Raw genomic sequence first — 26,579 nt, forward strand, 5'->3', positions numbered from 1 at the left:
ATTATGCATTCCTTAAGCGGCGTTCACGAGTATTTCTTATCAGAGTATTACTACGACAATTGGCTTGTTCGATATATCCCCTACACGACGAAATGTTAGCTGTAAAATTAGCCCAACTTACCCACAGTGCATATCCAGAATCAATATTATCACTGAGTCGAGCGGGCACATTCACTCGTCCAGAAGAATTTGATAACAATGTTGGTAACTGGACACCAATAAGTCCATGTTGTTTATCAAGCGTCGCTTTAATTTCCCAGTCAATATATTTCCTCCCCCATGATTCATTACCGACCAAGACAATAGAACATGAAGTCCCTGTGATATAATACTCACGAATACGTCGCATGACATAGTCAATATCCTCACTATCAACTCGATGATCAAGGGAATTATCCGTTACGGCCTCATATTCGTCATGAAATTTTTTTGAGAATTCATTATAGTAATATTGGTCACCATCATGGTGGTAACTTAAAAAAACCTTTCTTTTAATTATTCCGCTATTATACATATCTGACCCCTTAAATTTATCTTAGCGTAAAAACAATCTAATCACCATAGTAAATTAGTTCTTATAGCAGGAACATCCGCGGGATTTTTCTTTGCTGCTGGTTCCATAACATTTCTTTTATCAAATGCCTGGTTAATATAAAATTCACTATTCCCTATAAAATCTGAATACTTAACTAGTGAGCAATAAACATCCATATCCTCATAGTGAGGGACGACTTTTGAAAAGCTATGATTTTTTTTAATTAACCAAGGGAGATAATGTTCATAACCCCAATGAATGGTTCTAATTCCAATGCCGCAATTGCAAAAAACATCACTACATACACCAGAGCTAAATACGCTCGAATATATTTCATCTCTAATTACACCGATTAATCCAGCAGGATTCGCCCCCCATAAAGATGCTTGAATTTCTGAGTTAATGAAAGGTCTGTTGGCAGTTTCTGTACCTATGAGTACTACTGTTACGGTAGAGTCACCAAGATAGTCCTCCCGAATTTTCCGCATAATGTAATCTTCACTGACATTACTGCTGATATCCCCGTCACTTACGGACTTGTCAATAAATGACGCACCACCAAATGCTTCAATGATTCCGTCCTTCAAATCTTGTTCGTTTGCATGATGATAACTCAGAAAAGTTTTATGCATTACTCCTCCCACTTAGCAATATCGATGTTAAAAATACCACTAACTTCCTCACAGAAAAATTTATTAATGCATTCAAAATCAGCCATCAATTGGCTGAAATGATAGTAATGAGTCTGGATTATTCCAATTGGTGTTAAATGATAAGTTAAAGAAACATTTTCACCGTTAGAATCCTTATCCCTCGTCAATACAATATCGTTTGTTGAGATGTACTTATGCCAACGCCTGTAATTATTCTGATGTTTGGTAAGCAATTGATTCAGTTTTTTTAGCATTTTATTAGATATACGATACAACTCCATATCTCTTTTCCGCTTAACATCCAGCACTCTTATTTCAACACGAATGAAATTATAGATATCATATAAAGAGTTAAAAACCTCCTCAAATGAGTCAGAATGTGGATCAATTTTGAACACACTTCTTTTAGTATCAAGAAAATTGCGAACAGATCTTTTATATAGCAAGTCAGAACTATCAAATAAAATATTTAACCCACCGAAAGTTAATTTTTCTAACTTTAATGAATACTTTCTCTCTAAAATACCGAAAAACAAAAATATAGTAATCAATGATAATATAAGAATTGAAAGGAGCGCTTTTACAAAATCAAAATTTGATATGATATTTTTTATAAACCACCATTGTGAGGCCGGTAAAAAAGAGAAGCACCCCATTAAAATAATTGCTATTAAAATAATTCCAACTAGTAACAATCCCCTAACCATAAGCGAATCCTTATGAAAAATTTCAATCAAGTTGCATTTTTATCAACATACTGAAAAAATATTATTCACTATTATCAATGAGTTAAAGCCACATAACACAATTACTAATTAATGCTCAGAGATTACTATACCCTGATTCGGATTTCTCCGAAATCCTTCAGGATATCAATTTCACTTTTCGCAGCCTGATTAAAAATTTGCGTATATCTGATGGACTGCATTGGAGTTTTCTCTAGACAAGCAGTGGATATCTTCATCAGCTAGCTGTCTGTGGCAATGCAGGACGGTCACAGATCACTAAAACATAATGCACCGGCAGAGTACCGATTGTACCTTATCCCCCCAATGGGCATTGTTTCTTCTTACAAGTGCATACATTTCTTAGAGGGGGTCATTCTGGTGGTCTTGACAGAAAAGGAATTCAGGTTTAGCTTACTTATTAGCCAGTTATTGGCAAAGGCGATCCCAGTCAGAGGAGCCAAATTTAGAAAAGCCCGCTTTTTAGCGGGCTTTTTGCTTTAGATCTGATAATCAATCATCACTTCATCTGGCTCCATAGCCTGTCGTTTGATCTCATCCACCGATAAGCCCGCATTACATAACTCAATGAATCGCCAGACGTAATTACGCTGTAATTGACCTCGTTTCAGGCCAAGCCAGACGGTATTCGCATCAAATAAATGCCGGGTATCCAGACGGTTCAACGTGCCCTCTTCCTGCTCACCGCTAGATTGCTCCGCCACCAGTCCAATCCCCAGTCCCAATGCCACATAGGTTTTAATCACATCCGAGTCCTGAGCGCTAAGGATAATATCGGGCACCAGTCCTTTACGCGCAAATGCCTCATCAATGCGGGAACGTCCCGTAATACCTTGTCGATATGTAATTAGTGGCCAGTGAGCAATAGACTCTAACGTCAATGGAGAAGCCTGAACTAACGGATGATCATGAGGAACAAGCAGGCTGTGATGCCAACGGAACCAGGGAAAGGCCACCAGCAGTGGATCGCTACTTAACCGTTCGCTGGCAATCCCGATATCTGCCCCGCCATTTTGCAATAGCACGTCAATTTCTTGCGGCGTCCCCTGTACTAACTCAAGACGGACTTCAGGAAAGAGTTCGCGAAATGCCTTAATCACCGCCGGCAGGCTGTAGCGAGCCTGTGTGTGCGTGGTAGCAATCGTCAGAACACCGGACGTGTCATTTGTAAACAAATCCGCCAGTCGGCGAACATTACTGGCTTCATTAAGAATACGTTCGGCGATAACCAGCAATGCTTTGCCCGGCTCAGTCATGCCCAGCAGGCGTTTACCGCGCCGGATAAATATTTCAATACCGAGTTCATCTTCAAGCTCGCGAATATGCCGGCTTACGCCAGACTGCGAGGTATAAAGAATGTTCGCGACTTCCGTCAGGTTGTAATCCTGACGGGCCGCCTCGCGGATAATTTTAAGTTGCTGGAAATTCACGCTTCGCTCCGGGTACATCAGACATTACGCTATTGTTAAAGTCTGACGCCCGGCATAACAAATAATAAAAACCTGCATCTTATTCCTGTCGGGAATAAGGTTTAACTGACCAGCTGCAATTCGCGGTTTTCCAGCGCCGGACGGCTGACCAGTGATAACAGAATTTCTTTTACCGCTTGTGCCTGCGGCGACAAACTCCCTCTGGCCGATACATTCAGCGATAATGGCAAGCTCATCGACGGAGTTGTAATCCGGGCCATCCAGCCATTTGCGGCATTACATAATGAACGAGCGGCCGACTCAGGCAAAACAGTCACCCCCATACCGCTGGCAATAGCTGCAGTTAATGTGGAAATGGACTCAATTTCCCCGATTACTTTGGCCGTTAAGCGACGTAGCGAAAAGGCTTCGTCCACACGTAAACGTACCGCACTATAATCTCGCGGAAGAAACAGATTCATTTGAGCTACTGCGATTAAATCAACACTTTGGCCCGGACAGTCACGCGTGCCAACAAGGAAAAGATCTTCTTTTAGCAATGGTTGACTGGAAATCCCAGCCACCGGCGAACGCTCATAGAGCACAGCCATATCAAGTTGACCACTGAGCAGTTTGTCGTTGAGCACTGCGCCACTGTTTTCATGCAGGTAAACCAAAACATCCGGCAGCTCGGCACGTACAGTTTGTAATAACGGCATCGTTATTGAGGATGCGGCAGTTCCAGGTGCGAGCCCAATAGACACCTGCCCGCTCAACGTCTGCCCGACATTATTGACCGCGAGCTGCGCCTGTTCACACTGACGCAAGATAGTCCGGGCGTGAGTATAAAGAACCTTTCCGGCCTCAGTTGGCGTCACGCCGCGCTTGGTACGAATCAACAATTGCTGATCCAGTTCACCTTCCAGCGTAGCAACCTGCTGACTCAGCGCAGGTTGCGCAATGTGCAACACCTCCGCGGCCTGGGTCAGGCTACCAATATCGACGATTTTTACGAAGTATTTCAGTCGTCTGAAGTTCATTTTGCCTCCTGTCGGAATACCAGAACCCGTGCTGGCAGTCATATTTATCAGGTTGCAAGATGCTTGCCAGTTTCGCCTGGCTGCAGTTAATCGCGCTAACCACCCGAAAAATAAGGGCCGATGGTGAATAATAACTATTCTCGATGCTTTGCGCAGTTTTCTGCCTGCCCCAACACGGGTAGGCGCGCACCAGAATGGAGCAAAAACATAAAAAGATTGAAAGATCGTCGCTTTGTTGATTTTGTCAGCAAACAAACACACATTTGCATTTACCCCTTTGACAACCCCTACGACCCTCGCTAATATGCGCCTCGTTCACACGATTCCTCTGTAGTTCAGTCGGTAGAACGGCGGACTGTTAATCCGTATGTCACTGGTTCGAGTCCAGTCAGAGGAGCCAAATTTAAGAAGCCTGCTCAGGAAACTAAGCAGGCTTTTTACTTTTTTACTGCCATTAAAAACCTCATTCCTTAAGCACTCTTCCCAACAGTTTTTCACCTGCCGGATGCCACATCACACCAATGATTAAAGTTGTGTAAATGTAAATCGTTTCAACTTTGCAATTATTGTAAGTGCTAGTGATTATCATTTATTGTACGACTGCCGAAAGGACGAGCGCTCGCTCGTTCACTGAACGTTCCAATTACTCTGGGATATAAACGATGAATGCTCTGCCTCGCACTGGACTGCGCCGTATCACGCTTGCATCAGCCCTGGTACTCTCCGTTAGCCTGCCGGCTTTCGCCCAGGATACGTTAACACTCTATACCACCCGCGAACCGGGTCTGATTCAGCCCCTGCTTGATAGCTGGACGCAATCCAGCGGTATAAAAGTAAGCACCGTTTATATCAAGGATGGCATGCTTGAGCGTGTAAAAGCGGAAGGTAAAAACTCCCCTGCAGATCTGCTGATGACCGTCGATGCCGGAAATCTCATCGATTTAGTTGAAGCTGGCGTGACACAACCGGTGCAATCCGAAACGTTGAAGACTGCAATCCCGGCCAATCTGCGAGGTGAAGATAACCAGTGGTTTGCGCTTTCTATGCGAGCACGCGTACTTTACGCTGAGAAGTCTCTGCCAATTGATAACTGGCATTACGAACAACTCGCAAGCCCTGAATACAAAGGTAAAGTGTGTATCCGTTCCGGACAGCACCCGTATAACACGGCGCTGATTGCCGCCATGATTGCACATCACGGTGAAGCCAAAACAGAAGAGTGGCTACGCGGTGTGAAAGCTAACCTGGCACGTAAAGCCACCGGCGGCGACCGTGACGTAGCTCGCGATATCCTCGGTGGTATTTGTGATATTGGCCTGGCTAACTCCTATTACGTCGGCCATATGAAAAATGCCAAACAAGGCAGCGATGCCCGTCAGTGGGGCGATGCGATTAAAGTCGTTAAGCCAACCTTTGAAAATGGTGGCACGCACGTCAATATCAGCGGTGCAGCCGTAGCCCGCTATGCACCTAATAAAGCAGATGCTATTAAACTGATGGAATACCTGGTTTCCGCACCCGCTCAGCAGCAATATGCGAAAGCAAACTTTGAGTATCCGGTACTGAAAGGCGTTACGCTCGATCCGGTTATTAGTGCCACTATCGGTGAAATCGACGTAGATAAAATTCCGTTAACCGAAATCGTGAAGTACCGTAAGCAAGCTAGCCTCCTGGTAGATAAAGTTGGATTCGATCAATAAATCGCTACAGTTTCCGACGTTACGCGGCCTGGTTTCCGGGCCGCAGTCATTATTAACACCATTACATCTTAGCGCGTTATGCATTGCGCTAGGTGTCCTGACACCCATTGTTGCGCTTATCTGGCAGGCTACACAGGCTGATTTATCTCACTGGGATAATCTCATCGCGTTTGTATTGCCCTCAGCGTTAAAAAACACAGTACTTCTGCTGGCGGGAGTCGCTGTGATGGTGGGCGTGATTGGCGTTGGTAGCGCGTGGGCCGTAACGGCGTGGGACTTCCCAGGCCGCAAAATTCTCAGTTGGGCACTGCTGTTGCCACTGGCGATGCCGACTTATATCGTCGCCTTCGCCTGGCTCGATTTACTGCATCCAATCGGCCCACTGCAGACATTCATCCGTTTTTTACTGGGCTTTGACAGCCCACGACAGTTCCGCCTGCCAGATCTACGTTCACTTTCCGGTGCCATTATTTTGCTCGGTTTAGTACTTTACCCTTACGTTTATCTGACGACCCGGGCCATGTTCATCAGCCAGCCCGCCCATTTACTGGAAGCTGCCCGTACGCTTGGGTGCAGCGCAACCGGGACTTTCTTTCGCGTAGCCCTGCCAATGGCACGTCCGGCGCTGGCAGTCGGTGTCAGTCTGGCACTTCTGGAAACGCTTAACGATATTGGCGCGTCGGAGTTTCTCGGGGTACAAACATTAACGGTCACTGTGTACACCACATGGATCTCCCGTTCTGATTTATCCGCTGCTGCACAAATCGCCTGCATGATGCTGATGTTTATCTTCTTCATTCTGACGCTGGAGTTTTATGGTCGCAGAAAGCAAGGATTCAGCAGCCGCAGCCTGCGAGAAATTCAACCCACACGCGTGCACGGCTGGCGGGGATGGCTCCTCGGCTCAGTGATTGCGCTGCCAGTTATTTTGGGATTCCTTGCCCCGGTACTGTTTTTAATGTGGGAGAGCGTCAAACGTTTAGGTGAAAAGAACCCGCTTTCCGCCTCGTTGCTCTCCGCATTGCAAAATACACTATTGCTGGCGGCGGGAACCACGCTGGTAGTGGTTTGCGTCAGTTTACTGGTGGCCTGGAGCGCGCGTCATAGTGCCGCAGACAACGCCATGCCAGGCTTTCGTCGCGGCGTGATGCGTCTGGCCTCTTTGGGCTATGCGGTGCCCGGCACTATTCTGGCAATTGGTTTTCTGCCGCCGGCTATGGCGGTAGACCGCTGGCTGGCCGATATACTGGATATTCGTGGTTTGCCGCTCATGTCTGCCGGTATCCTGCTGATTATTTGCTGTGCGATGCGCTTTCAGGCGATCGCCATCGGAGCGCTGGATTCCGGACTGGGTCGTATCCCCCCTTCCCTTGAACAGGCTTCGCGTTTGCTGGGTGAAAATGGCGCAGGTACATTTGCACGAGTCCATTTACCGCTACTACGACCAGCAATAGTAAGCAGTGCATTGCTGGTCTTTGCCGATGCGATGAAAGAGCTGCCCACGACTCTACTTTTACGCCCTGTCAATTTCGAAACGCTGGCAACGCTACTGTATGCAGAAGCCGCTCGCGGAACCTATGAAGAAGGGGCAATTGCCGCGCTGATGATTGTTTTAGCAGGCACGTTACCGGTTATTTTACTGGTGCGTCACCAGATGACACGCCGTGGTTAAGAGAGTACCAATGTCAGAAATTGCATTACGACTCCAGGATGTGCATGTTGCATATGGCAACAGTCAGCAACCGGTGCTGAGCGGATTTTCTATGTCTGTGCGCAAAGGCGAAATCGCCTGTCTGCTGGGCGCTTCAGGCTGTGGGAAAACCACGGTACTTCGTGCTGTTGCCGGGTTTGAACGCCTGCAACGCGGAGATATTTATGTTTCTCAGAGGCACGTTGCCGGCCCTGGCGTACATCTGCCGCCGGAAAAACGGCATGTCGGCATGGTTTTTCAGGAATATGCATTATTCCCTCATTTGACGGCACAACAAAACGTGGCATTTGGCTTACGACGTATGCCGCGTGAAGAACAGCAGGCCAGAGTGGCAGATCTGTTAAACATGGTGGAATTGCATAGCCATGCCAGCCGTTATCCCCATGAGCTTTCAGGTGGGCAGCAACAGCGTATTGCATTGGCTCGCGCACTGGCGCCACATCCTGAAATCCTGCTGCTGGATGAACCCTTTTCCAGTCTTGATAAGCGAACCCGTGAACGTCTGGGGGGTGAGGTTCGGGATATTTTGCGTGCAGCCGGACAAACAGCGCTGCTGGTTACGCACAGTGAACATGAAGCCCGGTTGATGGCAGACCATATCGGTTTCGTAAAAATGGGGCAGTATCACATTAAACAAGCGGCCAGTCTTACTTGATCACGAAAAACAGGCCGCCTGTTACTCATTAATATTTATGAATCAGGCCGATATTCACCGGCATCCCGGAGCGTCGTTCAAGTGTTGCATTCGCGCGATTAACATCCACATCACTGCCTGTGATAAAACTACGCAATGCAGGCGTTACCGGTAGTGGGATCTTTTTATCTGACTCATATTCAGCGCGATTTCGGGACAATGGCTCATGAACCTCAACCCAGCGGCTACCGTCTGGCTCTGCGCTATATTTCACCGGTCTGTCGATAAGTTGAACGCGCGTTCCAACCGGTACGGTATCAAAAAGGTATTTGATATCGTCATTACGCAGACGAATACAGCCCTGGCTCACCCGCAGCCCAATACCAAAATTGGCATTTGTTCCATGAATGGCATATAGCCTGCCGATATAAATGGCATACAACCCCATCGGATTATCTGGCCCGGCCGGAACAAAAGCAGGTAAGCTCTCCCCACGAGCGGCATATTCTCGCCGGGTATTCGCCGTTGGCGTCCAGCCCGGTGCTTCCTGCTTCCGCTCTACCGCTGTCACCCAGTTACGTGGCGTTTCTCTCCCCGCCTGACCGATGCCGATCGGCAAAACCTCAACTGTATTTGTGCCCTGAGGGTAATAGTAAAGGCGCATTTCTGCGACATTGATGACAATTCCCTCACGTACGGTATCTGGCAAAATAATCTGCTGCGGTACAACCAGCGTTGAACCCGACTTCGGCAAATAGACATCCACGCCCGGGTTGGCCTCAAGCATATTGCTTAGCCCCTGCCCGTACTGCGCAGCAAATGCCTCCAGCGGCTGAGTATTTCCTTGCGGAACCGTAATTGTCAAAGGACTTCCCACCAGACGACTTCCCTCGGGTGGCAGCGGATAGCTTACAGCCTGTGTTCCCTGACTCGCGAACAGCATGATAAGCGAACATAGCAGTTTTACACGACGCATCATTGTCCTTTCCTTCGTCGCAACAGATATCCGTTAATTATAGCTTTTTTATCTGTTTTTCGGATTTACGACGTACACCATAAGAAAGAAACCCCGCCATTCAGCGGGGCACGGAGGACTACGCTTCCTTGCCGTCTGGTAGCACAATATTGCTGGCAGCTAAATGCCCCATATTGCTGTACATCGCACAGGCGGCTTCGACAATCGGCATCGCCAGCGCGGCACCACTTCCTTCACCTAAACGCATCCCCATGTTGAGATACGGCTCCAGTTCCAGATGTGCCAACGCGGTCCTGGCTCCCTTCTCGGCAGAGAAGTGTGAAGGGATCAAATATGGCTTAATCTCAGGCGCTATCCGGCAGGCGGCAAGTGCAGCTGAATAAGAGAGGAACCCATCCAGCAGCACCGGCAGACCGCAGGAGGCAGCACCTAACATCACGCCTGCCATACCGACAAGATCAAAGCCGCCGACTTTTGCCAGCACATCGATACCATCACTGGGGTCAGGTTGGTTGACGGCAATTGCCCGGCGGACAACCGCCACCTTATTACCAACGCGGGAAAGTGGAAGGTTAGCGCCAATACCAACCACATCCTCAGCATCGCTACCGGTCAACACGCTGACAATCGCTGCTGCGGGCGTAGTGTTTGCCATACCAAGCTCACCAACGCCAAACAGTGTCACGCCCTCATCCGCCAGTTCACGGATATAGCGGATGACTTCCAGCAGCAGTTCTTCAGCCTGAGAGCGGCTCATAGCCGGACCTTCAGCAATATTGCCGCAACCACGCGCCACACGCATATTGACTACGCCGGGGATAAGATCAGCATCAATCCCCACATCAATCACATGAACCTTTGCACCCGCCTGAGTCGCCAGCACGCAGACCCCGGTTGTCCCGCGCGTCATATTTGCCGCCTGAATAGCCGTGACCACTTTGGGTGAAACAGCAACGCCCTCATCCCATACGCCGTGATCGGCACACATCACCAGCATCGCTTTTCCCCCGACATGCGGCACACCCTTAAGGCCCGGCATACCAGCCAGTTGCACGGCAAGAGATTCAAGTCGACCAAGACTACCCGGTGGTTTGAGTAATCCGTCAATATGCTTCTGCGCACTCAACATCGCAGCACTATCGGGTGAAGGGATCGCCTGGAGTAAAGAGGATAAAGTCTGCATAAGGGTTCTCAATGTGTAGGCTGACTCAAAGCAGAGCCAGCAAGAAGATCAGCTCGCCAAGTTCGATGGCCGCACCCAGCGTATCGCCGGTTTGTCCACCCAACGTGCGTTTCAGTAATTGCCCAAGAATGAAAATTGCCACCATCGTGACGACCAGAGCCGCCACGCCACGCATGCCAGGAAGCAGTACTGCGGCAAGGATTGCCGCAAACCCCAACGTTACGCAGGTTTGTCGTCCGGTTACTTTGCCAATAAAGACGTTTCCCAGCCCCTCTTCTCGGGCATAACGATGCCGGTACATCAGCAGAACAGCGGTTCCCCGCCCCGCCACACAGGCCGCCGCCAGTGCCGCGAGCATCGGTGTTCCGCGCAAAGCCAGTTCGCTCACCACCAGCACTTTAGCCAGCAGAACGAAAATCAGCGCCAGCCCACCGTGCGTCCCCAGGCGACTGTCACGCATGATTTCCAGCATGCGTTCGCGCCGACGAGCAGAAAAAATGCCGTCACAGGTGTCCGCCAGGCCATCAAGATGAAAACCACCGGTCAGCAGCGCCAAAGCCAACACGCTAAACAGTGCGGCCAGTGGAATACCGCACCAGGGTTGCAACGCCATAAACACCAGACCAGAGAGTCCCCCTAGCACCACGCCGATAAGGGGAAACATGACGATTCCGCGCGAATACTGTTCGAAATCGAGTCCTTGCGACCACCGTGTCGGAACAGGCAAGCGACTGATAAAAGAGAGCATTGCCCAGAACAACTTACTCATTTAATTTTGACTCCAATTCCAGATACCACCAGCCAGACCTCATCCGCTGCCGCTGCCAGGCGCTGGTTAACTCGTCCGGCAATATCACGAAAATGCCGCGCCAGACGATTCTCCGGAACAATCCCCATCCCCACTTCGTTGGTAACCAGAACGATTTTTGCCGGACAACGCTGACAAGCTTCGATCAGCATATGCATCTCTGCCTCAATGGATTTCTCCATTGCCGCGTAATCCCAGTTGTCGGGATCGCTATCACCGCCCAGTGAAAAGAGCAGATTGGTCACCATCGTGGTGATGCACTCCAGTAAAATCGCCTCTTGTGGATCGTTCGTCGCCGTTATCAGCTCATCAAGATGTTGCCAACGCTCAGCGGTACGCCAGTGCGCAGGACGACCATCGCGATGATGCTGAATTCGTGCAGCCATCTCGTCATCAAAAATCTGTGAAGTCGCGATGTACAGCACGTTCGGAGAATCAGCAATTAGCGCCTCAGCATGCCGACTTTTGCCGCTGCGTGCTCCGCCGGTAACCAGAATCATCATACTGGCTCCCGATGTTGCTGCATGATGGTATAAATTTTCTCAATATCGATGTGTTGCCGCATCGCATCCGCCAGCAGATCAAACTGCTGCGATTTATATTGCGCGTAATGGAAGGTGGAATCCAGCGGCGCTAACCCTTTCCGTACACGCAGACCATTAACCAGCGCACGAGTGAATTCATCGCTGTCGAACAGACCATGAAGATAGGTGCCAAACGCCAGACCATCGGGGGTTACCGCGCCATCAGCCACATTACCGCCGTCTTTGTGCAACGTCATCACCGACTGGCATTGCGTGGTTAATTCCGTTTCACCCATATGAATTTCATAACCGCGAACGGATAAGCCCGCCGCGTCCGCCAGCCAGTCAGGCAAAGAGGAGGACATCTGCCCCTCAACCAGGGTCGTTGTTTTGTTCTGGGCAAAATGGGTTACGGTATTGAGCAACCCCAGCCCCGGCAGCGTACCGAGTCCTGACTCCACCTCATCAATGATGGTATCGCCGAGCATCTGGTAACCACCGCAAATGCCCACCACCGGAACGTGCTGGCGATGTAGTTGCAACACGCCGTGCGCCGTACCACTTTCACGCAGCCAGACCAGATCGCCCAACGTATTTTTACTGCCGGGCAGGATCACCAGGTCAACACCCGCCAGTTCCTCCGGGTGACGCACATAGCGAACGCGAACGTCCGGTTGTGCCGCCAGTGCGTTGAAATCAGTAAAGTTGGAAATATGTGGTAGTTGAACGACAGCAATCTCTATATCTCGTTTATCGGTGCGCAAATATTTGCCTTTTTGCAACGCGACACCATCCTCATCTTCCAGATCAACATCCAGCCACGGCATCACGCCGAGCACTGGAACGCCGGTCAGCGCTTCAATTTGTTCAATACCGGAATAGAGCAACGCCACATCACCACGAAATTTATTGATGATTACGCCTTTTACTCTGGCGCGTTCGTGATCGTGCAGCAGCGCCAACGTACCGTAAATTGAGGCAAACACCCCACCACGATCGATATCGGCAACCAGAACAACCGGACACTGCGCCATTTCCGCCATGCCCATATTGACGATATCGCGATCGCGTAGGTTAATCTCAGCCGGGCTTCCCGCCCCTTCCAGCACCAGCACATCAAACTCCTGAGCCAGGCTGTTATAAACCGAAATAATCTGTTCCCGCAGGCGCGGTTTGTATTCGTGGTAACTCACCGCATCCATATCGGTGGCGACTTTGCCCATTAACACGACCTGGGCTTTACGGTCACTGGTCGGTTTAAGCAGCACCGGATTCATACGCACATCCGGTGTGATCCCTGCGGCTTCCGCCTGAAAAATTTGCGCGCGCCCCATCTCTTTACCCTCTGGGGTTATTCCAGAGTTAAGCGCCATGTTCTGCGATTTAAACGGTGCAGTCCGCAATCCATCCTGGTGAAAAATACGACACAGTCCGGCAACCAGTACGCTTTTGCCCACATCAGATGCCGTTCCCTGCAACATTATTGCCTGCGTCATGACGCCTCCTTCAGTGCGTTCTCTCGCATACAGCTAAAAAATTCAGCCTCTGTTTTACACAGCGGGAAACCTAACTGTGTATGCAGCTTCACCAGCCAGGGCTGAGTTAATCCTGCTTGTTCAATAAGATCCGTGCGGGCAAATACCTCACCCGGTGTGCCGTGCGTCAGCACTTCCCCTCGGCGTAAAACGTAAACTGCATCGCTAACTTCATAAATAAGATCGATATCATGACTGGAAATGACCACATGATTTCCTTGCGCCACAATGCGTTTAATAATCTCAATCATCTGCGCACGACCCGATGGATCAAGGCCCGCAGTGGGTTCATCCAGTAACAGATACTGCGCCTGCAACACCAGCGCCCCTGCAATCGCAACACGTTTCTTTTGCCCGTGGCTTAAGCATTGAATGGGCTGATGGCGGAAATGTTGCGCATCAACCAGCGTCAATGCATCGTCAACCCGTCGGGCAATTTCAGCCTCATCCACACCCAGATTGCGCAAACTGAATGCGATGTCACTGTCAATGTCGGTATAAAAGATTTGCTGATCGGGATCCTGAAATACGGTTGCCACCTGCTGGCGCAGCGCCAGCAGACCACGCTTGCTGTAATCCAGCGGTTTTCCTTGCCACATCACCGCCCCCTGCTGCGGGCGTAGTAAACCACTCAGATTCATAAACAGCGTAGATTTCCCGCAGCCGTTCGCTCCCACCAGTCCGGTGACAGCATGCGGAGAAAAGTCCAGCGTTAGCCCTTTAAGGATGGGGTCATCCTGATAGCGAAACCAAAGCGCTGAGGTGGCAAGCATACTTTTCCTTACAGGTGAAAATCACCCTGATACAGTTTGATATCCAGTGTGGTGGTCATTTGTTGATAGCGGATCAACACGCGCGTAAACAACAATCCCACCAGCATCGCCAGCGAACGATAGCTCAACGGCAAACTACGATAACCAAAACGCAGCGTTTGTGCGCGATGAATGGCGAGCGCTTCGTCTAACAGAATAAAAATAAAGCGCCAGGTCAGCAGGATCTGTTCAGTGAGCAGTCGTGGAACATGCGCACGTTTGAGCAGAATGATTAACTGCGGAAATGGCAAGTTAAGCACCAGCCAGAATGTTGCCGCCAGTGCCGCCAGACTACGCCAGAACGTCTCATTGGCGGTATGTAAGCCCGAGGAGGTGATCCCCAGCCAGTAGCTCCCCACCGGAAGGCTGGCCAGTAAGGTCTGCGGATCGCGACTGACGCTAAATAAAATCGTCACAACACCAACTACCAGAAACCCAAAGGGCAATGCCATCCAGCGGCACCAGCGCCAGAAAGAAATGCGCAGCAACCAGCAACTCAGAGCGGCAATAAGTAACAGCTCAATACCCTGCCCCATCGGGGGCAGAGTAAAGGCCAGGATCATCATCAGCAGCCAGAGCAGGAATTTCCGCTGTGGTGAGACATGAAACCAGCGGCTCTGGTAGCTAAGCCTGTCAAGCCCGGTCATCACGACGTTGTCTGCCCTTGGTGTAACCCAGAATGTAGAAAATGACCGCTGCACCAAGAGATCCCTGAAGCGTAAACAGCAGGCTTTCAATCTCTCCGCTGGCGGGTTCATACAACGGCTGGAACCATGGCTCATAATGAGGGGCGATAGCCTGAATCTGGCTTTCTGCTTCGCCATCCGAGCCACCGTATTCTCCGCCGTGGTTAATAAAGAACGGCAGGATCACCAGCGCCACCACCATCCCTAACAGAATCAGCGTCTTTTTCATCGTTAATGTCCTTGTGCCGTAATCAACTGACGTTTGGTTAACTGGTCGTAGATCATCACGGTCAGCAAGCCTTCCGCGATAGCAATTGGGATCTGCGTCAGACAGAAAATCCCCATAAATTTGATAATTGACCCCATCGCGCCTGCCCCCGGATCCGGGAAGGCGACACCCAACTGGACCGAGGTAACAAAATAGGTCACAAGATCCGCCAGCATAGCGCACAGGAAGACGCAGACATCACGACGGAACCCCGCGCGACAGGCCATCTTCCACACCATGTAACCCACTACCGGGCCAATAACCGCCATCGACATGCCGTTCGCGCCCAGCGTTGTCAAACCGCCATGAGCCAGCAGCAACGCCTGGAATAACAAGACGATCGCGCCAAGAATCGCCACGACTCCCGGCCCAAACAGAATAACGGCCAGACCGACCCCAGTCGGATGCGAGCAACTGCCTGTCACAGAAGGAATTTTTAGCGCCGACAGAACGAAAATAAACGCCCCACACAGTGCCAACAGAACTTTCTGGTGGTTATCTTCCTGCACGATTTGACGCAGGCGTACCAGTCCATACCACAGACAAGGTAAAAACAGCAGCCACCAGGCCAGCGCCCACATCGGCGGTAAAAAACCCTCCATAATGTGCATCGCGAACGCTTTTTCAGGGACAATCATCAGTAATAGCGCCGCGGCCAACCCGCTGAAAGACAGCTGTTTTAGCTGTTGTTCAAGCTTCATTGTGCATACTCCCACTGTTTGTTGACCAGAATGGTCGAGAAATAAGGCAGCGGCTGATCGTCACTCACTTCATTGAGATGACGCCAGCACTGCTCACCCGGCAGCGTGGCTTCTGACATCATTAACGCGCAGTCCAGCAGACCCTCTTGTTGTAGCAATGCCTTGATGCGCGCAAAACGACCATACACTTTCATCAGTACCAGACTGTCATGTTGCTTTAACGCCTGCTGGATTTCTGTTTCCGGTGCGGTACAGGAGACAACTGCCAGCGACTGCTGCTCCATAGCAAGCGGTGTTTTTGAGCGAGCGGCAATAGCGGCAAAAGAAGTCACACCAGGGACGATCTCTAACCAGTCAGGGCAGCCAATCCGCTGGAGTAAAAAGACCCAGGTACTAAACAGCATGGCGTCGCCGAGGGTGATAAAACCTACCTGCTTACCGGCATTCACTTCCTGTACCAACGCGGCAGCGACCTCGTCCCAGACGGCTTCTTTTTCCGCGCTGTCAGCACTCATAGGAAAATGGCAGCAGCGCACTTCAGTCTGTTCACCAATGTATTCACGCACGATCGACAGCGCCAGGCTATCCCCACCTTTACGCCCGGCTGGCGCATAGAGAATATCCAGTGCGCCAAGAGTGCGCGCTGCACGCACGGTGATCAGATCGGAAGCACCTGGTCCGGTGCTTAGTGCATACAATTTACCGCTCATGCTGCTTCCTCCAGCGCCACGTTCAGCGCCTGCTGTAAATGTGCCACGAACATGGCACGTACCGCCGGGTTCTCACCCAAACCACTTAACCACGGCGTGGCCGGAATTCCCGCAGCGTTGAATAACGTCTTCCACGAGTCATCTTCATCGGAAGCCATATCATTGATGGCGTGGTCGCCAGCAACTAGCATCAGCGGCATCAGATGCACCGCCGTTACGCCTTCCTGACGCAAACTTTCAATAATCACTTCCACTTCCGGATAGCTCTCCACTGCCCCTACACGGGCCGGAAAACGCTGCGCCGTCATCATGTGATCGAGACAGGCGTAGGCGGCAAACGCATGGTGACTAGCTCCGTGTCCCATAAACACCACTTTTTCACTCTCTTTAAGCGGCGGCATCTGTTGTTGCAGCGCCAGCATCAACTGCGCGTAATCATCGTGGCTACTCAGTAGCGGTACACCCAGCGTCAGGCGCGAAAACAGCGGGCGCATGCTCTGAACTTCACGGACAATTTTTTCGTATTCGTCACCGTTGATGATGTGCAGCGACTGAATAGCCACATCCTGATAGCCCTGCTCCGCCAGCTTTTGCAGTGCCTGCAGCGGCGTGTCGATATCGATGCCATCACGCTGTTTGAGCTTGCGGATGATCATCCCGGAGGTAAACGCCCGAAACAGATCGCGGTCAGGGCAACTGGCTGCAAGATCACGCTCACAGGCCACAATATTTTTCTCACAGGTGTCGTGGTAGCTGGTGCCAAAGCTGACCACCAGAAGCGCTTTCTTCATCTCTTACTCCTTAAGCAGCGGCCAGCCAGCGCGCTAAACGCGCCCCAAATGCGGCCTGACTTTCCAGTAACTCTTCTCCCGTCACCAAAGGTGCCGGACGTGTAATCACGATGCAGGGGATACCGGCATCCAGACAAGGTTGTACTTTTTCCTGATAACCGCCTTCCGCACCCGATGCTTTAGTGATAACCACATCAGCCAGACACTGGCGGTAGAACGCAGCATTAAACTCGGCGCTAAAAGGACCGCACAGTGCGAAAATTTCACCCACGCCAAAGCCCAAATCCGCACATTGCTGGATAACCTCAGGTACCGGCAGTACGCGAGCCAGCAGCGTTTTATCCGGCAATCCCGTACGCCAGATAGCCAGATCTTTACTACCGGTCGTCAGCAGTACGCGCTCACCGAAGCGTCGCGCTACATCGCAGGCTTGTTGAATACTCTGCACGGTGTACAAATGCGGGTGCGTTAAATCACTCAGTTGCTCAGGGCGCTGATAGCGGCTTAGCAGTACGCCTGCCGCTTCACATGCGCTCATGATGTTACGGCTCACCACTTCGGCATAAGGATGTGAAGCATCGATCACCCAGCGCGTACCATTTTCTTGCAGCCAGGCAATCATCTGCTCCCGCTCCAGGCGTCCACAGCGCACCTGACCTTTGATGTCGCCCGCCAGCTGTTTCCCTGTCGGTGTTGCAACCGACAGGGTATAGGCCACGTTTGCTGCATCCAGTTGCTGGCACAGCATGCGCGCATCGCTGGTGCCACCCATGACCAGTACATCTCCGTAATTCACAGCACATAACCCCGTGGCGTGATCATCAGGCCATCCTGAACATAGGTCGTTTTATTACCAACAATCACCAGACTGGTCATATCAACCGGTTCAAAGTCCATTTCACCCAGCGTGGTCAGCCATTTCTCCTGTTTTTTACGCCCCGCCGACTTCACGATCCCCACCGGTGTTTGCGCGCTTTTACTGGTCGAAAGCAGTTCAAAAGCACGCGCCAGGTGCCCTTCACGACCGCGGCTGCGCGGGTTGTAGAAACAGATAACGAAGTCAGCTTCACCTGCGGCAACAATGCGTTTTTCAATCACCGGCCATGGTGTTAACAGATCGCTGAGACTGATATGACAAAAGTCGTGCATCAACGGTGCGCCCAGCAAAGACGCCGCAGCAATACTGGCCGTCATCCCTGGAACCAGCTTGACCTCAACATCCAGCTTCTGCTTGCTGACCAGTTCGAGTACCAACCCGGCCATGCCATAAATCCCGGCGTCGCCACTGCTGATCAACGCCACGTTGTGCCCAGCCTGCGCCAGTTCAATTGCCGCCTGGCAGCGTTCAATCTCTTTGCACATACCGGTTTTGATCACCTGCTTATCACCAGTGAAGGCTTTTACCAGATGGGTGTATGTTTTATAGCCAACAATAATTTCTGCCGCCTGCAGTGCTTCAACGGCTTCCATGGTCATCATTGCCTGCGAGCCAGGGCCAATTCCAATTACGGTTAACATCAGTGTGAAACTCCCAAAGTAATAGTGACGCCCTGTTCACGCAGGGTCTCGCCTAACAGTTGTCCATGACTCAGTAGCCAGGCTGCAGGACCGGAAACACTTCCCGTGCCGACCGTTTTGCGTACAAACGACGAAGCAGGAAAACGGTGTTCATGCTCACGCAGCGCGTCAGCAGTAAAGGTTTCGAAAGGTACGCGACAGCAGGAGGCCAGTTGGATAAGTCCCTGTTCATCTTTTTTCAGCGTGATGCTGCCAATCGCTTTTAACGCCAGCGGATCGAGCCGCTGGGCTTCAAGTTGACGAGCAAGCAACTCGGCTAACAACGGAAATGGCGTATCACGGCGACAACCAATTCCAGCCACCACCCGCTGTGGCACCAGCTTCCAGTGCGGGATGGGCATTTCTGGTAAATCGGTGCGCAGAGTGATGCAAATTAACGCATCCAGTTCCGGTAATTGCGTGAGATCGGTTACGGTGATAAAACCACGGCGATCACAATGGCTGACGTCCTGTGCCAGTTCATCATCCCACCACAGCCCCACCCGTTTGTTGCTAACCAGCATCTGGTTGACAATTTTTACCACTGAGCGGAAATCGGTCATTCGCGCATTCAACTGGAACGCAAGCGTGTCCAGAGCCGCCATATCATTCACATCCGTCGCGGTCGTAATCACCGGATCAGCCCCCAGCATTCCCGCCAGATAACGCGCAAGGGCATTAGCGCCCCCCGCATGACCTGAGAGCAGGCTGATAACATGCTGGGCACGCTCATCAATCACCACGACCGCCGGATCGCAGAACTTGTCGTTTACCAGCGGGGCCAGTACGCGTACCGCAATACCGGTCGCGCCAATAAAAATCAGCGCTGAGTAGTTCGCAAAAGCGTCGCGCGCAGCATTGGCAAAACCGTTTTCGAACGGAAGAAATCCCTCCTCCAGCAACTTTTCACTGGTGAAACAGGTTACCGGCAGCATCGCCGCCAGACGCTTCGCAAGCGTCACGCCGCCCGGTGTCAGGCAAAACAGTGCAATAGATTCAGGCTTTACGGTATTCATGGCTAAAGTCCGCCGCATAGAGTTTGGAGTAGTGGTACTCCGAGCCCAGGAAATTACCGACCAGAATGAGCGCCGTTTTGCGGATCCCTGCATCGCGTACTTTGTCGCCGATATCAGCCAGGGTGCCGCGCACGGTCTGGCTTTCTGGCCAGGTCGCTTTGTAGATGACTGCCACTGGTGTGGTCGCCGGGTAACCGCCTTCAACCAGACGTTCAGCAACCCGGTGAATACGCTGGACAGAAAGATAAATCGCCATGGACGTCTGGTGGCTGGCAAACGACTCCAGCTGTTCACGTTCTGGTACCGGCGTGCGGCCCTCCAGGCGGGTAATAATCAGACTCTGTGAAACTTCAGGTACGGTGTACTCGACACCAAGTTCGGCCGCTGCACCGAGGAATGCGCTGACACCCGGTACAACCTGCCAGTCAATCCCACGTTTGGTCAGCTCTTCGCCCTGCTCACGCACAGAGCCATACAACGAGACATCACCAGTTTGCAGGCGTACTACGGTTTTTCCTGCCTTCACTCCGGCTTCCATCAGGTCGAGGATCTGCTCCAGATGCAGTTCCGCGCTGTCATGGCACTCAGCACCTGCCGGGCAATAATCCAGCAGTTCAGTGTTAATCAGCGACCCGGCGTAGATAACCACCTGCGCCTGTTGCAGCAAGCGGTAACCTTTAAGGGTGATCAGCTCACGATCGCCAGGACCAGCGCCAACAAACCACACACTACGGGGATCAAAAATCTCAGACATGGTTTCCTTCCTTCTGACAGGCGATAACAAAAACGGGATTATTCGGTTTGAAATAGTGACCACTACCGAGCACAGTCAGAGATGAAACCTGCATTTGCAGGCAATCCACCCTCTGTACGCCGAGATGGTCCAGATGAGCCAGGGCGGTATTCAGGTTTTCCTGAAGGATGAATGTCATCACCAACCGTCCTGCCGGATGCAGTTGACGCATCGACCAGTCAATCAGATCGGTCAGATGACCACCGCTGCCGCCCATAAAGATGGCATCGGCTTTTTCGGTGATGGTCATCGGCGCGATACCGGGAAAAATGTCGATATTCCCGCAGGCAAAATGCTGGCGATTTTCGTCCAGAAGCCTTAACGCATCAGGGTTACGCTCGATAGCCGTGACGCGCAGCGACGGATATTGCAACGCCGCTTCGATTGATACACTGCCGGTTCCTGCACCAATATCAATCAGGTGACTGGCACGGTGTAATTCAAGTTTTGAGAGGGCAAGTGCGCGTACCGCTTCTTTGGTCATCGGCACTTTCCCTCCACGCAGAAAAAGCTCATCTTTCATCGAGGATCACCACTGCATTCATGTCATAGTCGGCATTAATTTCACTGAGAGGCAGGCAGTGGATACGCTCATTTTCCATCGCCAGGTTTTCGCCAATCACCATCCAGCGATGTCCCTTACCCCGTGCAATCAGTTGATGGGCGATTTCACGCGGGCCGCACAGGGCATCCGTGACCATGGCCACTTTGTTATGTCGAGCCAGCTCATCGAAACAAACGTTGCGACCGTGGCTACTGGTGAGCCACATGTCGTTCATATCAATGCCGGACTGCGCACAAAGGTACTGCACCGCACTAATACCGGGAATAATGCGCACATTTTCGATGCCAAAGTGCGCCACCATCCGGGTACCGATGCCGTAAAACAGAGGGTCACCAGACGCCAGCACCACCACGTGTCGGTCCTGATGAGCGCTAATCCAGCCCAATAACTCCGGGATGTTGGCCCCGAGGACAAACTGTTCACCGGTAAAATTCGGGAACTGCTGCAGATGCCGCTTGCCACCGACAAGAACATCCGCTGTTGCGACCGCATCGCGCGCCGCCGGCGTCATCAGATGCAACCCCGCGGGCCCCATCCCTACAACAGTTAACATTGCATCTCCTCCGCAATCTCGGCGACAGGACGGTTGCTACCAAGGATCTGGTTATCAAAAGAGAACATAATGGCGTCGCAGGTCGGGGGATTTTTCGTAAAGCGCAAAGTTTGCAGAACGCGCATGCAGATACGCTTAGCCAGATGGTTATAGATATGCTGAAAGCCGTATGCGTCGATGTGCTCCATCGCGGCTTCAGTAGTATCGCAGTCACTGACCAGCGTCAGTAACTCCAGCGGGGCACCAAGCAATGCCAGATGGGCAACAAGTGTCTCCATACGGGCATCGGCAATATGGCTATGGGTATGGAAAATTCCTGCTGCTATTTTAATGAGCTTACCAGGATGGCCAACCAGGACGATTTGTCGGAACCCAAGGCGTACCGCCTCTTCAATCATGTAACCCACGAAGTTACTCATGGTGACGACAACCTGCGTATCGATCCCCATCTGTTCGCGGACGAAACGTTCACCGTGGTTGCCCGGCACCAGCACGACGCGATCCAGCCCGGCGGCACGTTTGATTTCGAGTTCCAGCGACAGTGAACGCTTCCAGCTTTCTTCCGACATCGGTGTAACGATACCGGTGGTACCAATGATGGAAATACCGCCCAGAATACCAAGACGCGAGTTGTAGGTTTTTTGCGCCCGTTCTTCACCTTCTGGAGCGAAGATTTCAATTTGCGCTCCGCGATTTGGTCCGATAGCCTCACGTACGGCAGATTCAATCGTCTGGCGAGGCGTTCGGTTAATCGCCGAACTCCCCACCGGCAGGCCAATACCTTTGCGAGTCACCGTACCGACGCCTTCACCACCCTGTAAGCGGATTTCTCCGCTATCGTCTAACGTTACACGGGCGAAAATCAGCATGCCATGCGTGGCGTCCACGTCATCGCCACCATCTTTGCGGATGGAGGCAATAGCCTGCTGTCCTTCAATGTGCGGCGACTCAACATTCAGACATAGCGTCACACCGGAAGGCGTCACAATTGAAACCTGATGGATCAAATGCTGACGCAATACCATCAGCGCAGCCACTTTCGCTGCCGCCGTCGCACAAGATCCTGTGGTGTATCCTTTGCGCAGTGCTTTTCCGTTATGCCATACCGGAGCATCGAAGGGTTGGTCGCTCATCGCTCCCCCTGCATGTGGTAGAGCATAGCGTTGACGATAGCGGCGGCGACATTGCTCCCCCCTTTGCGGCCTAAGGCGGCAATAGCTGGCAAGTTACTTTGCGTCAGTGCATCTTTCGACTCTTCCGCGCCGACAAAACCTACCGGTACGCCGACCACGCCACTGACGGCAACATCGTGCTCAAGCAGGCGGAACAGCGCCGTCGGTGCGTTACCGAAGACAAACAGCTTTTCGCCTTCTTCCTTCACTGCAATATCGACGGCCGCCATTGAACGGGTGATCCCCTGTTCTTTTGCCGCACGCACCACGCGCGGGTCGCTGATATAGCAGCGGCACTCACCGCCAAATTTTGCCAGCAGTGTTTTATTGATCCCGGAAAGCGCCATCGTGGTATCAGTGTAAATCACGCTCGGACGACGTAGCGCGGCGCAAAAATACTCCAGCACATCACTGGAAAACCAGAGAATGTCCAGCCAGTCAAAGTCTGCCGTGGTGTGGATAACCCGCTTAATGATGGCCTCATGTAACGGACTAGCAAACTGATAGTCCGGACGGGTTTCACTGATGATCTCACCAATAATGTCGAAACTTTTGGCCTCAATCGCCTGGGGTTGCTGGATATATTGCATAGTATTGTCCTCAGGCTACACCGACCAGCAGCCACCGCAGCGCGATAAATAGCGCCAGTGCCAGCGTCGATGCTACCCACATCAATCGAATCGTTTGGGAAATGTCGTCTACCGAAATATCTCGTTGTGCATCACCAATCCACGGTTTCTCAACACGCTCGCCAAAGTAGTCATTAGGACCACCCAGACGAATACCTAATGCTCCGGCAACAGTTGCTTCCGACCATGCACAGTTTGGGCTGCTGTGGTTGTAGCGATCGCGCCAGCCAATATGCAATGCGCGTGAGCCGTCTTTACGGCATAAGAATGCCGCCACACCCAGCAGCAGCCAGCTTAGTCTTGCAGGAATAAAGTTTGCGACATCGTCCAGACGCGCGCTGACCATACCGATTGCACGGTATTTTTCATGCTTGTAACCGACCATAGAGTCCAGGGTATTCACCGCCTTGTAGGCCATCGCCAGCGGGGCGCCACCAAGAAAAAGGAAGAACAGCGGTGCGATGATGCCGTCAACAGTGTTTTCAGCAACGGTTTCCACCACTGCGCGATTGATCTGTTGCGGTTGTAATTGCGAGGTGTCACGGCCCACAATCCATGAGAGTTTCTCACGGCTTTCAGCAAGATTATTGGCACGCAGTGGACGCTCAACATCCCGTGCGGCGTCAGCGAGGCAACGCCCCGCCAGCACGGTAAAGATCATCCAAATTTCAATACCCCAGCCAAGCCAGGGGTGAATTGACTGAGCCAGTGTCAGTACGCCCCAGCACACGCCCCAGGTCAGCCCAACAACGACTATCCACATTACTGCGCCACCAATACGCAGCATCATGTCGCTATGACAGTAACGTCGAATCATTCGCTGAACGGCTGAAATAAGATTACCAATCCAGCGTACCGGGTGCGGCCAGTTCGGCGGGTCACCAATGAAAAAATCAAGAAGCCAGGCAATACACCATGCGAGCAGTGTCATAGCACACTCCTTGCCGCCGCCAGCCAGTGATTAAGCATTTCAGGACGCTGAGCAAAATGAACGTGCAGATAGCTGGCGAAAGTATTGCCCATTTGCCAGCCACCAGACCATGATTGCAATGTTTTACCATCACGAACCTTACGGCAGGCCATCACAGCTGGAGTTTCAGGGGTAAAGTCGGAATAATGGAATTCATGTCCGCGCAGCACTTCGCCTGGTGCCGCCAGCAATGTTTGCTCAACAGCCCGCGCTTCACAGTAGCCAAAGCGGGTCAGACGCTTACCCATTTTGCTGTGACCTGGAATAATATCCGCCATCGGCCAGATATCGCCGTTGCTATCCTCCAGCGAGCTTCCAAGATACATAAGACCGCCGCACTCTGCGTAAATCGCAACGCCGCGCTGATGCGCTGAACGCAGTTGCACCAGCATGTTGGTATTGCCGGAAAGTGTCGCAGCGTGCAATTCAGGATATCCGCCGCCCAACCAGATCATCTGGCAATCAGGTAGATGGCTGTCGTGTAACGGACTAAAACGCACGATGTTGATACCCGCACGTTCCAGTAGCGTAATGTTGTCCGGGTAGTAGAAGTTGAATGCTTCATCATCTGCGATGGCAAGCGTTAACCCGGCGCCTGCATCAGCGGCAGGAAGCGCGGGCCACTCGCCAACAGGTTGGGTATCTATTTGGCTTAGCGTCAGGAGGGCGTCGATATCCAGCGTTTGCTCAAGCGTTGCGGCAAATTCCTGCCATGGCTGCTGATTAACAACCGACTCACGCGCGGTGACTAATCCAAGATGACGTTCCGGGAGAGCCACGCCTTCCACTCGGGGAACATACCCTAAAACAGGCACTGAACAGTAGCGCTCAATCGCCACTTTAAGTAACTGGTAATGGGTTTCGCTGTTAACCCGATTAACGATTACACCGGCAATATTTAAGGAGGGGTCAAAATGCTGAAAACCCATCACCGTCGCGGCGATAGAGGTTGAAACGGCTTTACCATCAACCAACAAGATGACCGGACAACCCAACTGTTTTGCCATTGCGGCGGTACTACAGTAGTCAGGATCTGTTCCATAGCCGTCATACAATCCCATAACGCCTTCGATAACCGCGATATCCGCATGCTGCATCTGATCGCAAAATAAGGCGTTGAGTGTAGGAATGGGGAGCATAAAGCTATCAAGATTACGGGAAGCCGTACCGCATACAGCGGTATGCCAGGCGGTATCAAGGTAGTCAGGACCAACTTTGCAAGGCTGAACACGCAAACCACGTTTTTTCATCAGGCTTAGCAAACCCAGCGTCACCGTAGTTTTACCACAGCCGCTTCCGGTACCTGCAAGAACAAACGCGTGAAAATTGGCCGCCATACCCTGATCCTGTTCAGGGTGGTAGGGGTGTATAGATACCCAGTCTCTCGACTGTATGCATCTGCGCAACCCACTTCCCACCGAAGTTGTTGGTAGTCACTGACAGGCAGGTCTTCTGGCTTAGCGTCAATCTCACCCGTCCTTCCCAATCTTGCGATCAGTGGTCTATACGGGGTCGTCAGCATCACAGCAGCGGGGGCTGCGGGGGATTCTCACCCCCTTCCCTACCACAAACGTGGCAAACCTGTCAGCTCAGGAGCCTGTTCTAATTAAGCTCCGGACCATGAGATGAATTATCACACCTCATGACAAAATTTCATTTTAAATATTTTCTTGCGTTTACTTAGCCAATGTTATCTCTTCATTAAGCTTATTCTTATGCTTACATTCCAAATGAAAGCATCAATAAATAATAAAGAAAGTCATTCACCCAGACACTGTATCTCATCACAAAAATAAAAACTGGTGCAGTTTATCCTTCCAACGCTATTACTTTGTTGCGCTATGACAATTTATTGACTGCTATCTCTAATTTTCATTTTATAATGACGGACATACAATACGA

The 26,579-nt window shown here is 51.4% G+C and carries 29 protein-coding genes, 1 tRNA gene and 1 riboswitch; of the genes, 4 read left to right on the plus strand and 26 right to left on the minus strand.

Annotation, left to right across the window (positions count from 1 at the left end):
• Position 1 precedes the first annotated feature (1 nt).
• The 5 genes from OH663_RS20875 to nac form a co-directional block, all read right to left on the minus strand.
• The gene (locus tag OH663_RS20875; protein ID WP_263525852.1) at positions 2-514 is read right to left on the minus strand and encodes a TIR domain-containing protein; all 513 of its coding nucleotides are present in this window, start codon (positions 512-514) and stop codon (positions 2-4) included.
• 41 nt (positions 515-555) lie between these two features.
• Positions 556-1,167 (minus strand): TIR domain-containing protein, encoded by a 612-nt coding sequence (locus tag OH663_RS20880; protein ID WP_263525853.1) that lies wholly within the window; start codon positions 1,165-1,167, stop codon positions 556-558.
• Positions 1,167-1,895 carry a hypothetical protein gene (locus tag OH663_RS20885; protein ID WP_263525854.1) on the minus strand — a complete coding sequence of 243 codons (729 nt, stop codon included), beginning with the start codon at positions 1,893-1,895 and terminating at the stop codon, positions 1,167-1,169. Before OH663_RS20885 ends, OH663_RS20880 begins: the two co-directional genes overlap by 1 nt.
• 518 nt (positions 1,896-2,413) lie before the next feature.
• On the minus strand, positions 2,414-3,364 hold the full coding sequence (cbl, locus tag OH663_RS20895; protein WP_200013242.1) for an HTH-type transcriptional regulator Cbl: 951 nt from the start codon (positions 3,362-3,364) through the stop codon (positions 2,414-2,416).
• Between the two features lie 101 nt (positions 3,365-3,465).
• A complete protein-coding gene (gene nac, locus OH663_RS20900) occupies positions 3,466-4,383 on the minus strand; it encodes a nitrogen assimilation transcriptional regulator NAC (RefSeq protein ID WP_045444396.1) in 918 nt (305 codons plus the stop codon).
• A 324-nt stretch (positions 4,384-4,707) separates the two neighbouring features.
• Here nac and OH663_RS20905 point away from each other — a divergent pair.
• From OH663_RS20905 to OH663_RS20920, 4 genes are all read left to right on the plus strand, one after another.
• Positions 4,708-4,783, plus strand: a tRNA-Asn gene (locus OH663_RS20905).
• A gap of 262 nt (positions 4,784-5,045) precedes the next feature.
• Complete coding sequence (locus OH663_RS20910; protein ID WP_048221163.1) at positions 5,046-6,083, plus strand: extracellular solute-binding protein; 1,038 nt, start codon at positions 5,046-5,048, stop codon at positions 6,081-6,083.
• Positions 6,067-7,755 carry an ABC transporter permease gene (locus tag OH663_RS20915; RefSeq protein ID WP_045444400.1) on the plus strand — a complete coding sequence of 563 codons (1,689 nt, stop codon included), beginning with the start codon at positions 6,067-6,069 and terminating at the stop codon, positions 7,753-7,755. The genes OH663_RS20910 and OH663_RS20915 overlap by 17 nt, the downstream gene beginning before the upstream one ends.
• Before the next feature lie 10 nt (positions 7,756-7,765).
• Entirely contained in the window at positions 7,766-8,449 is a 684-nt protein-coding gene (locus tag OH663_RS20920) for an ABC transporter ATP-binding protein (RefSeq protein WP_045444403.1), read from the plus strand.
• A gap of 28 nt (positions 8,450-8,477) precedes the next feature.
• On the opposite strand, the gene ldtA is transcribed toward OH663_RS20920, so the two are convergent.
• The 21 genes from ldtA to OH663_RS21025 form a co-directional block, all read right to left on the minus strand.
• Positions 8,478-9,404 (minus strand): L,D-transpeptidase, encoded by a 927-nt coding sequence (ldtA, locus tag OH663_RS20925; protein ID WP_200013267.1) that lies wholly within the window; start codon positions 9,402-9,404, stop codon positions 8,478-8,480.
• Between the two features lie 118 nt (positions 9,405-9,522).
• A complete protein-coding gene (gene cobT / locus OH663_RS20930; RefSeq protein WP_200013243.1) occupies positions 9,523-10,587 on the minus strand; it encodes a nicotinate-nucleotide--dimethylbenzimidazole phosphoribosyltransferase in 1,065 nt (354 codons plus the stop codon).
• Between the two features lie 25 nt (positions 10,588-10,612).
• Complete coding sequence (gene cobS, locus OH663_RS20935) at positions 10,613-11,356, minus strand: adenosylcobinamide-GDP ribazoletransferase (protein WP_045444409.1); 744 nt, start codon at positions 11,354-11,356, stop codon at positions 10,613-10,615.
• Complete coding sequence (gene cobU / locus OH663_RS20940) at positions 11,353-11,898, minus strand: bifunctional adenosylcobinamide kinase/adenosylcobinamide-phosphate guanylyltransferase (RefSeq protein WP_200013244.1); 546 nt, start codon at positions 11,896-11,898, stop codon at positions 11,353-11,355. Before cobU ends, cobS begins: the two co-directional genes overlap by 4 nt.
• A complete protein-coding gene (locus OH663_RS20945; RefSeq protein WP_200013245.1) occupies positions 11,895-13,415 on the minus strand; it encodes a cobyric acid synthase in 1,521 nt (506 codons plus the stop codon). Before OH663_RS20945 ends, cobU begins: the two co-directional genes overlap by 4 nt.
• Positions 13,412-14,227 (minus strand): energy-coupling factor ABC transporter ATP-binding protein, encoded by an 816-nt coding sequence (locus tag OH663_RS20950; RefSeq protein ID WP_048221159.1) that lies wholly within the window; start codon positions 14,225-14,227, stop codon positions 13,412-13,414. Before OH663_RS20950 ends, OH663_RS20945 begins: the two co-directional genes overlap by 4 nt.
• A gap of 8 nt (positions 14,228-14,235) precedes the next feature.
• Entirely contained in the window at positions 14,236-14,913 is a 678-nt protein-coding gene (locus OH663_RS20955) for an energy-coupling factor ABC transporter transmembrane protein (protein ID WP_045444423.1), read from the minus strand.
• Positions 14,900-15,181 (minus strand): energy-coupling factor ABC transporter substrate-binding protein, encoded by a 282-nt coding sequence (locus OH663_RS20960; protein ID WP_006683999.1) that lies wholly within the window; start codon positions 15,179-15,181, stop codon positions 14,900-14,902. The genes OH663_RS20955 and OH663_RS20960 overlap by 14 nt, the downstream gene beginning before the upstream one ends.
• Before the next feature lie 2 nt (positions 15,182-15,183).
• Positions 15,184-15,921 carry a cobalt ECF transporter S component CbiM gene (gene cbiM / locus OH663_RS20965; RefSeq protein ID WP_045444427.1) on the minus strand — a complete coding sequence of 246 codons (738 nt, stop codon included), beginning with the start codon at positions 15,919-15,921 and terminating at the stop codon, positions 15,184-15,186.
• Entirely contained in the window at positions 15,918-16,631 is a 714-nt protein-coding gene (locus OH663_RS20970; protein ID WP_048221158.1) for a cobalt-factor II C(20)-methyltransferase, read from the minus strand. The genes cbiM and OH663_RS20970 overlap by 4 nt, the downstream gene beginning before the upstream one ends.
• A complete protein-coding gene (cbiK, locus tag OH663_RS20975) occupies positions 16,628-17,422 on the minus strand; it encodes a sirohydrochlorin cobaltochelatase (RefSeq protein ID WP_045444434.1) in 795 nt (264 codons plus the stop codon). Before cbiK ends, OH663_RS20970 begins: the two co-directional genes overlap by 4 nt.
• Before the next feature lie 10 nt (positions 17,423-17,432).
• Positions 17,433-18,218, minus strand: a complete 786-nt coding sequence (locus OH663_RS20980; RefSeq protein ID WP_045444437.1) for a cobalt-precorrin-6A reductase — start codon at positions 18,216-18,218, stop codon at positions 17,433-17,435.
• On the minus strand, positions 18,215-18,940 hold the full coding sequence (locus OH663_RS20985) for a precorrin-3B C(17)-methyltransferase (protein WP_045444439.1): 726 nt from the start codon (positions 18,938-18,940) through the stop codon (positions 18,215-18,217). The genes OH663_RS20980 and OH663_RS20985 overlap by 4 nt, the downstream gene beginning before the upstream one ends.
• Positions 18,940-19,995: a cobalt-precorrin 5A hydrolase gene (cbiG, locus tag OH663_RS20990; RefSeq protein WP_045444441.1), complete on the minus strand. Its 1,056-nt coding sequence runs from the start codon at positions 19,993-19,995 to the stop codon at positions 18,940-18,942. Before cbiG ends, OH663_RS20985 begins: the two co-directional genes overlap by 1 nt.
• Positions 19,976-20,749, minus strand: coding sequence for a cobalt-precorrin-4 methyltransferase (locus tag OH663_RS20995; protein ID WP_045444449.1), 774 nt, complete (start codon positions 20,747-20,749; stop codon positions 19,976-19,978). Before OH663_RS20995 ends, cbiG begins: the two co-directional genes overlap by 20 nt.
• On the minus strand, positions 20,742-21,311 hold the full coding sequence (locus tag OH663_RS21000) for a decarboxylating cobalt-precorrin-6B (C(15))-methyltransferase (protein WP_045444452.1): 570 nt from the start codon (positions 21,309-21,311) through the stop codon (positions 20,742-20,744). The genes OH663_RS20995 and OH663_RS21000 overlap by 8 nt, the downstream gene beginning before the upstream one ends.
• On the minus strand, positions 21,301-21,906 hold the full coding sequence (locus tag OH663_RS21005; RefSeq protein ID WP_045444455.1) for a cobalt-precorrin-7 (C(5))-methyltransferase: 606 nt from the start codon (positions 21,904-21,906) through the stop codon (positions 21,301-21,303). Before OH663_RS21005 ends, OH663_RS21000 begins: the two co-directional genes overlap by 11 nt.
• Complete coding sequence (gene cbiD / locus OH663_RS21010; RefSeq protein ID WP_200013247.1) at positions 21,900-23,039, minus strand: cobalt-precorrin-5B (C(1))-methyltransferase CbiD; 1,140 nt, start codon at positions 23,037-23,039, stop codon at positions 21,900-21,902. The genes OH663_RS21005 and cbiD overlap by 7 nt, the downstream gene beginning before the upstream one ends.
• Positions 23,036-23,668: a cobalt-precorrin-8 methylmutase gene (locus OH663_RS21015; RefSeq protein ID WP_200013248.1), complete on the minus strand. Its 633-nt coding sequence runs from the start codon at positions 23,666-23,668 to the stop codon at positions 23,036-23,038. The genes cbiD and OH663_RS21015 overlap by 4 nt, the downstream gene beginning before the upstream one ends.
• Positions 23,669-23,678: 10 nt before the next feature.
• A complete protein-coding gene (cbiB, locus tag OH663_RS21020; protein WP_045444473.1) occupies positions 23,679-24,638 on the minus strand; it encodes an adenosylcobinamide-phosphate synthase CbiB in 960 nt (319 codons plus the stop codon).
• Positions 24,635-26,014, minus strand: coding sequence for a cobyrinic acid a,c-diamide synthase CobB (locus OH663_RS21025; RefSeq protein WP_200013249.1), 1,380 nt, complete (start codon positions 26,012-26,014; stop codon positions 24,635-24,637). Before OH663_RS21025 ends, cbiB begins: the two co-directional genes overlap by 4 nt.
• An 88-nt stretch (positions 26,015-26,102) precedes the next feature.
• A riboswitch (cobalamin riboswitch) is annotated at positions 26,103-26,277 on the minus strand.
• Between the last annotated feature and the right edge of the window lie 302 nt (positions 26,278-26,579).

This window comes from Citrobacter sp. Marseille-Q5395 (assembly GCF_947057495.1).
In the GTDB taxonomy this organism is placed as follows: Bacteria; Pseudomonadota; Gammaproteobacteria; order Enterobacterales; family Enterobacteriaceae; genus Citrobacter; species Citrobacter murliniae.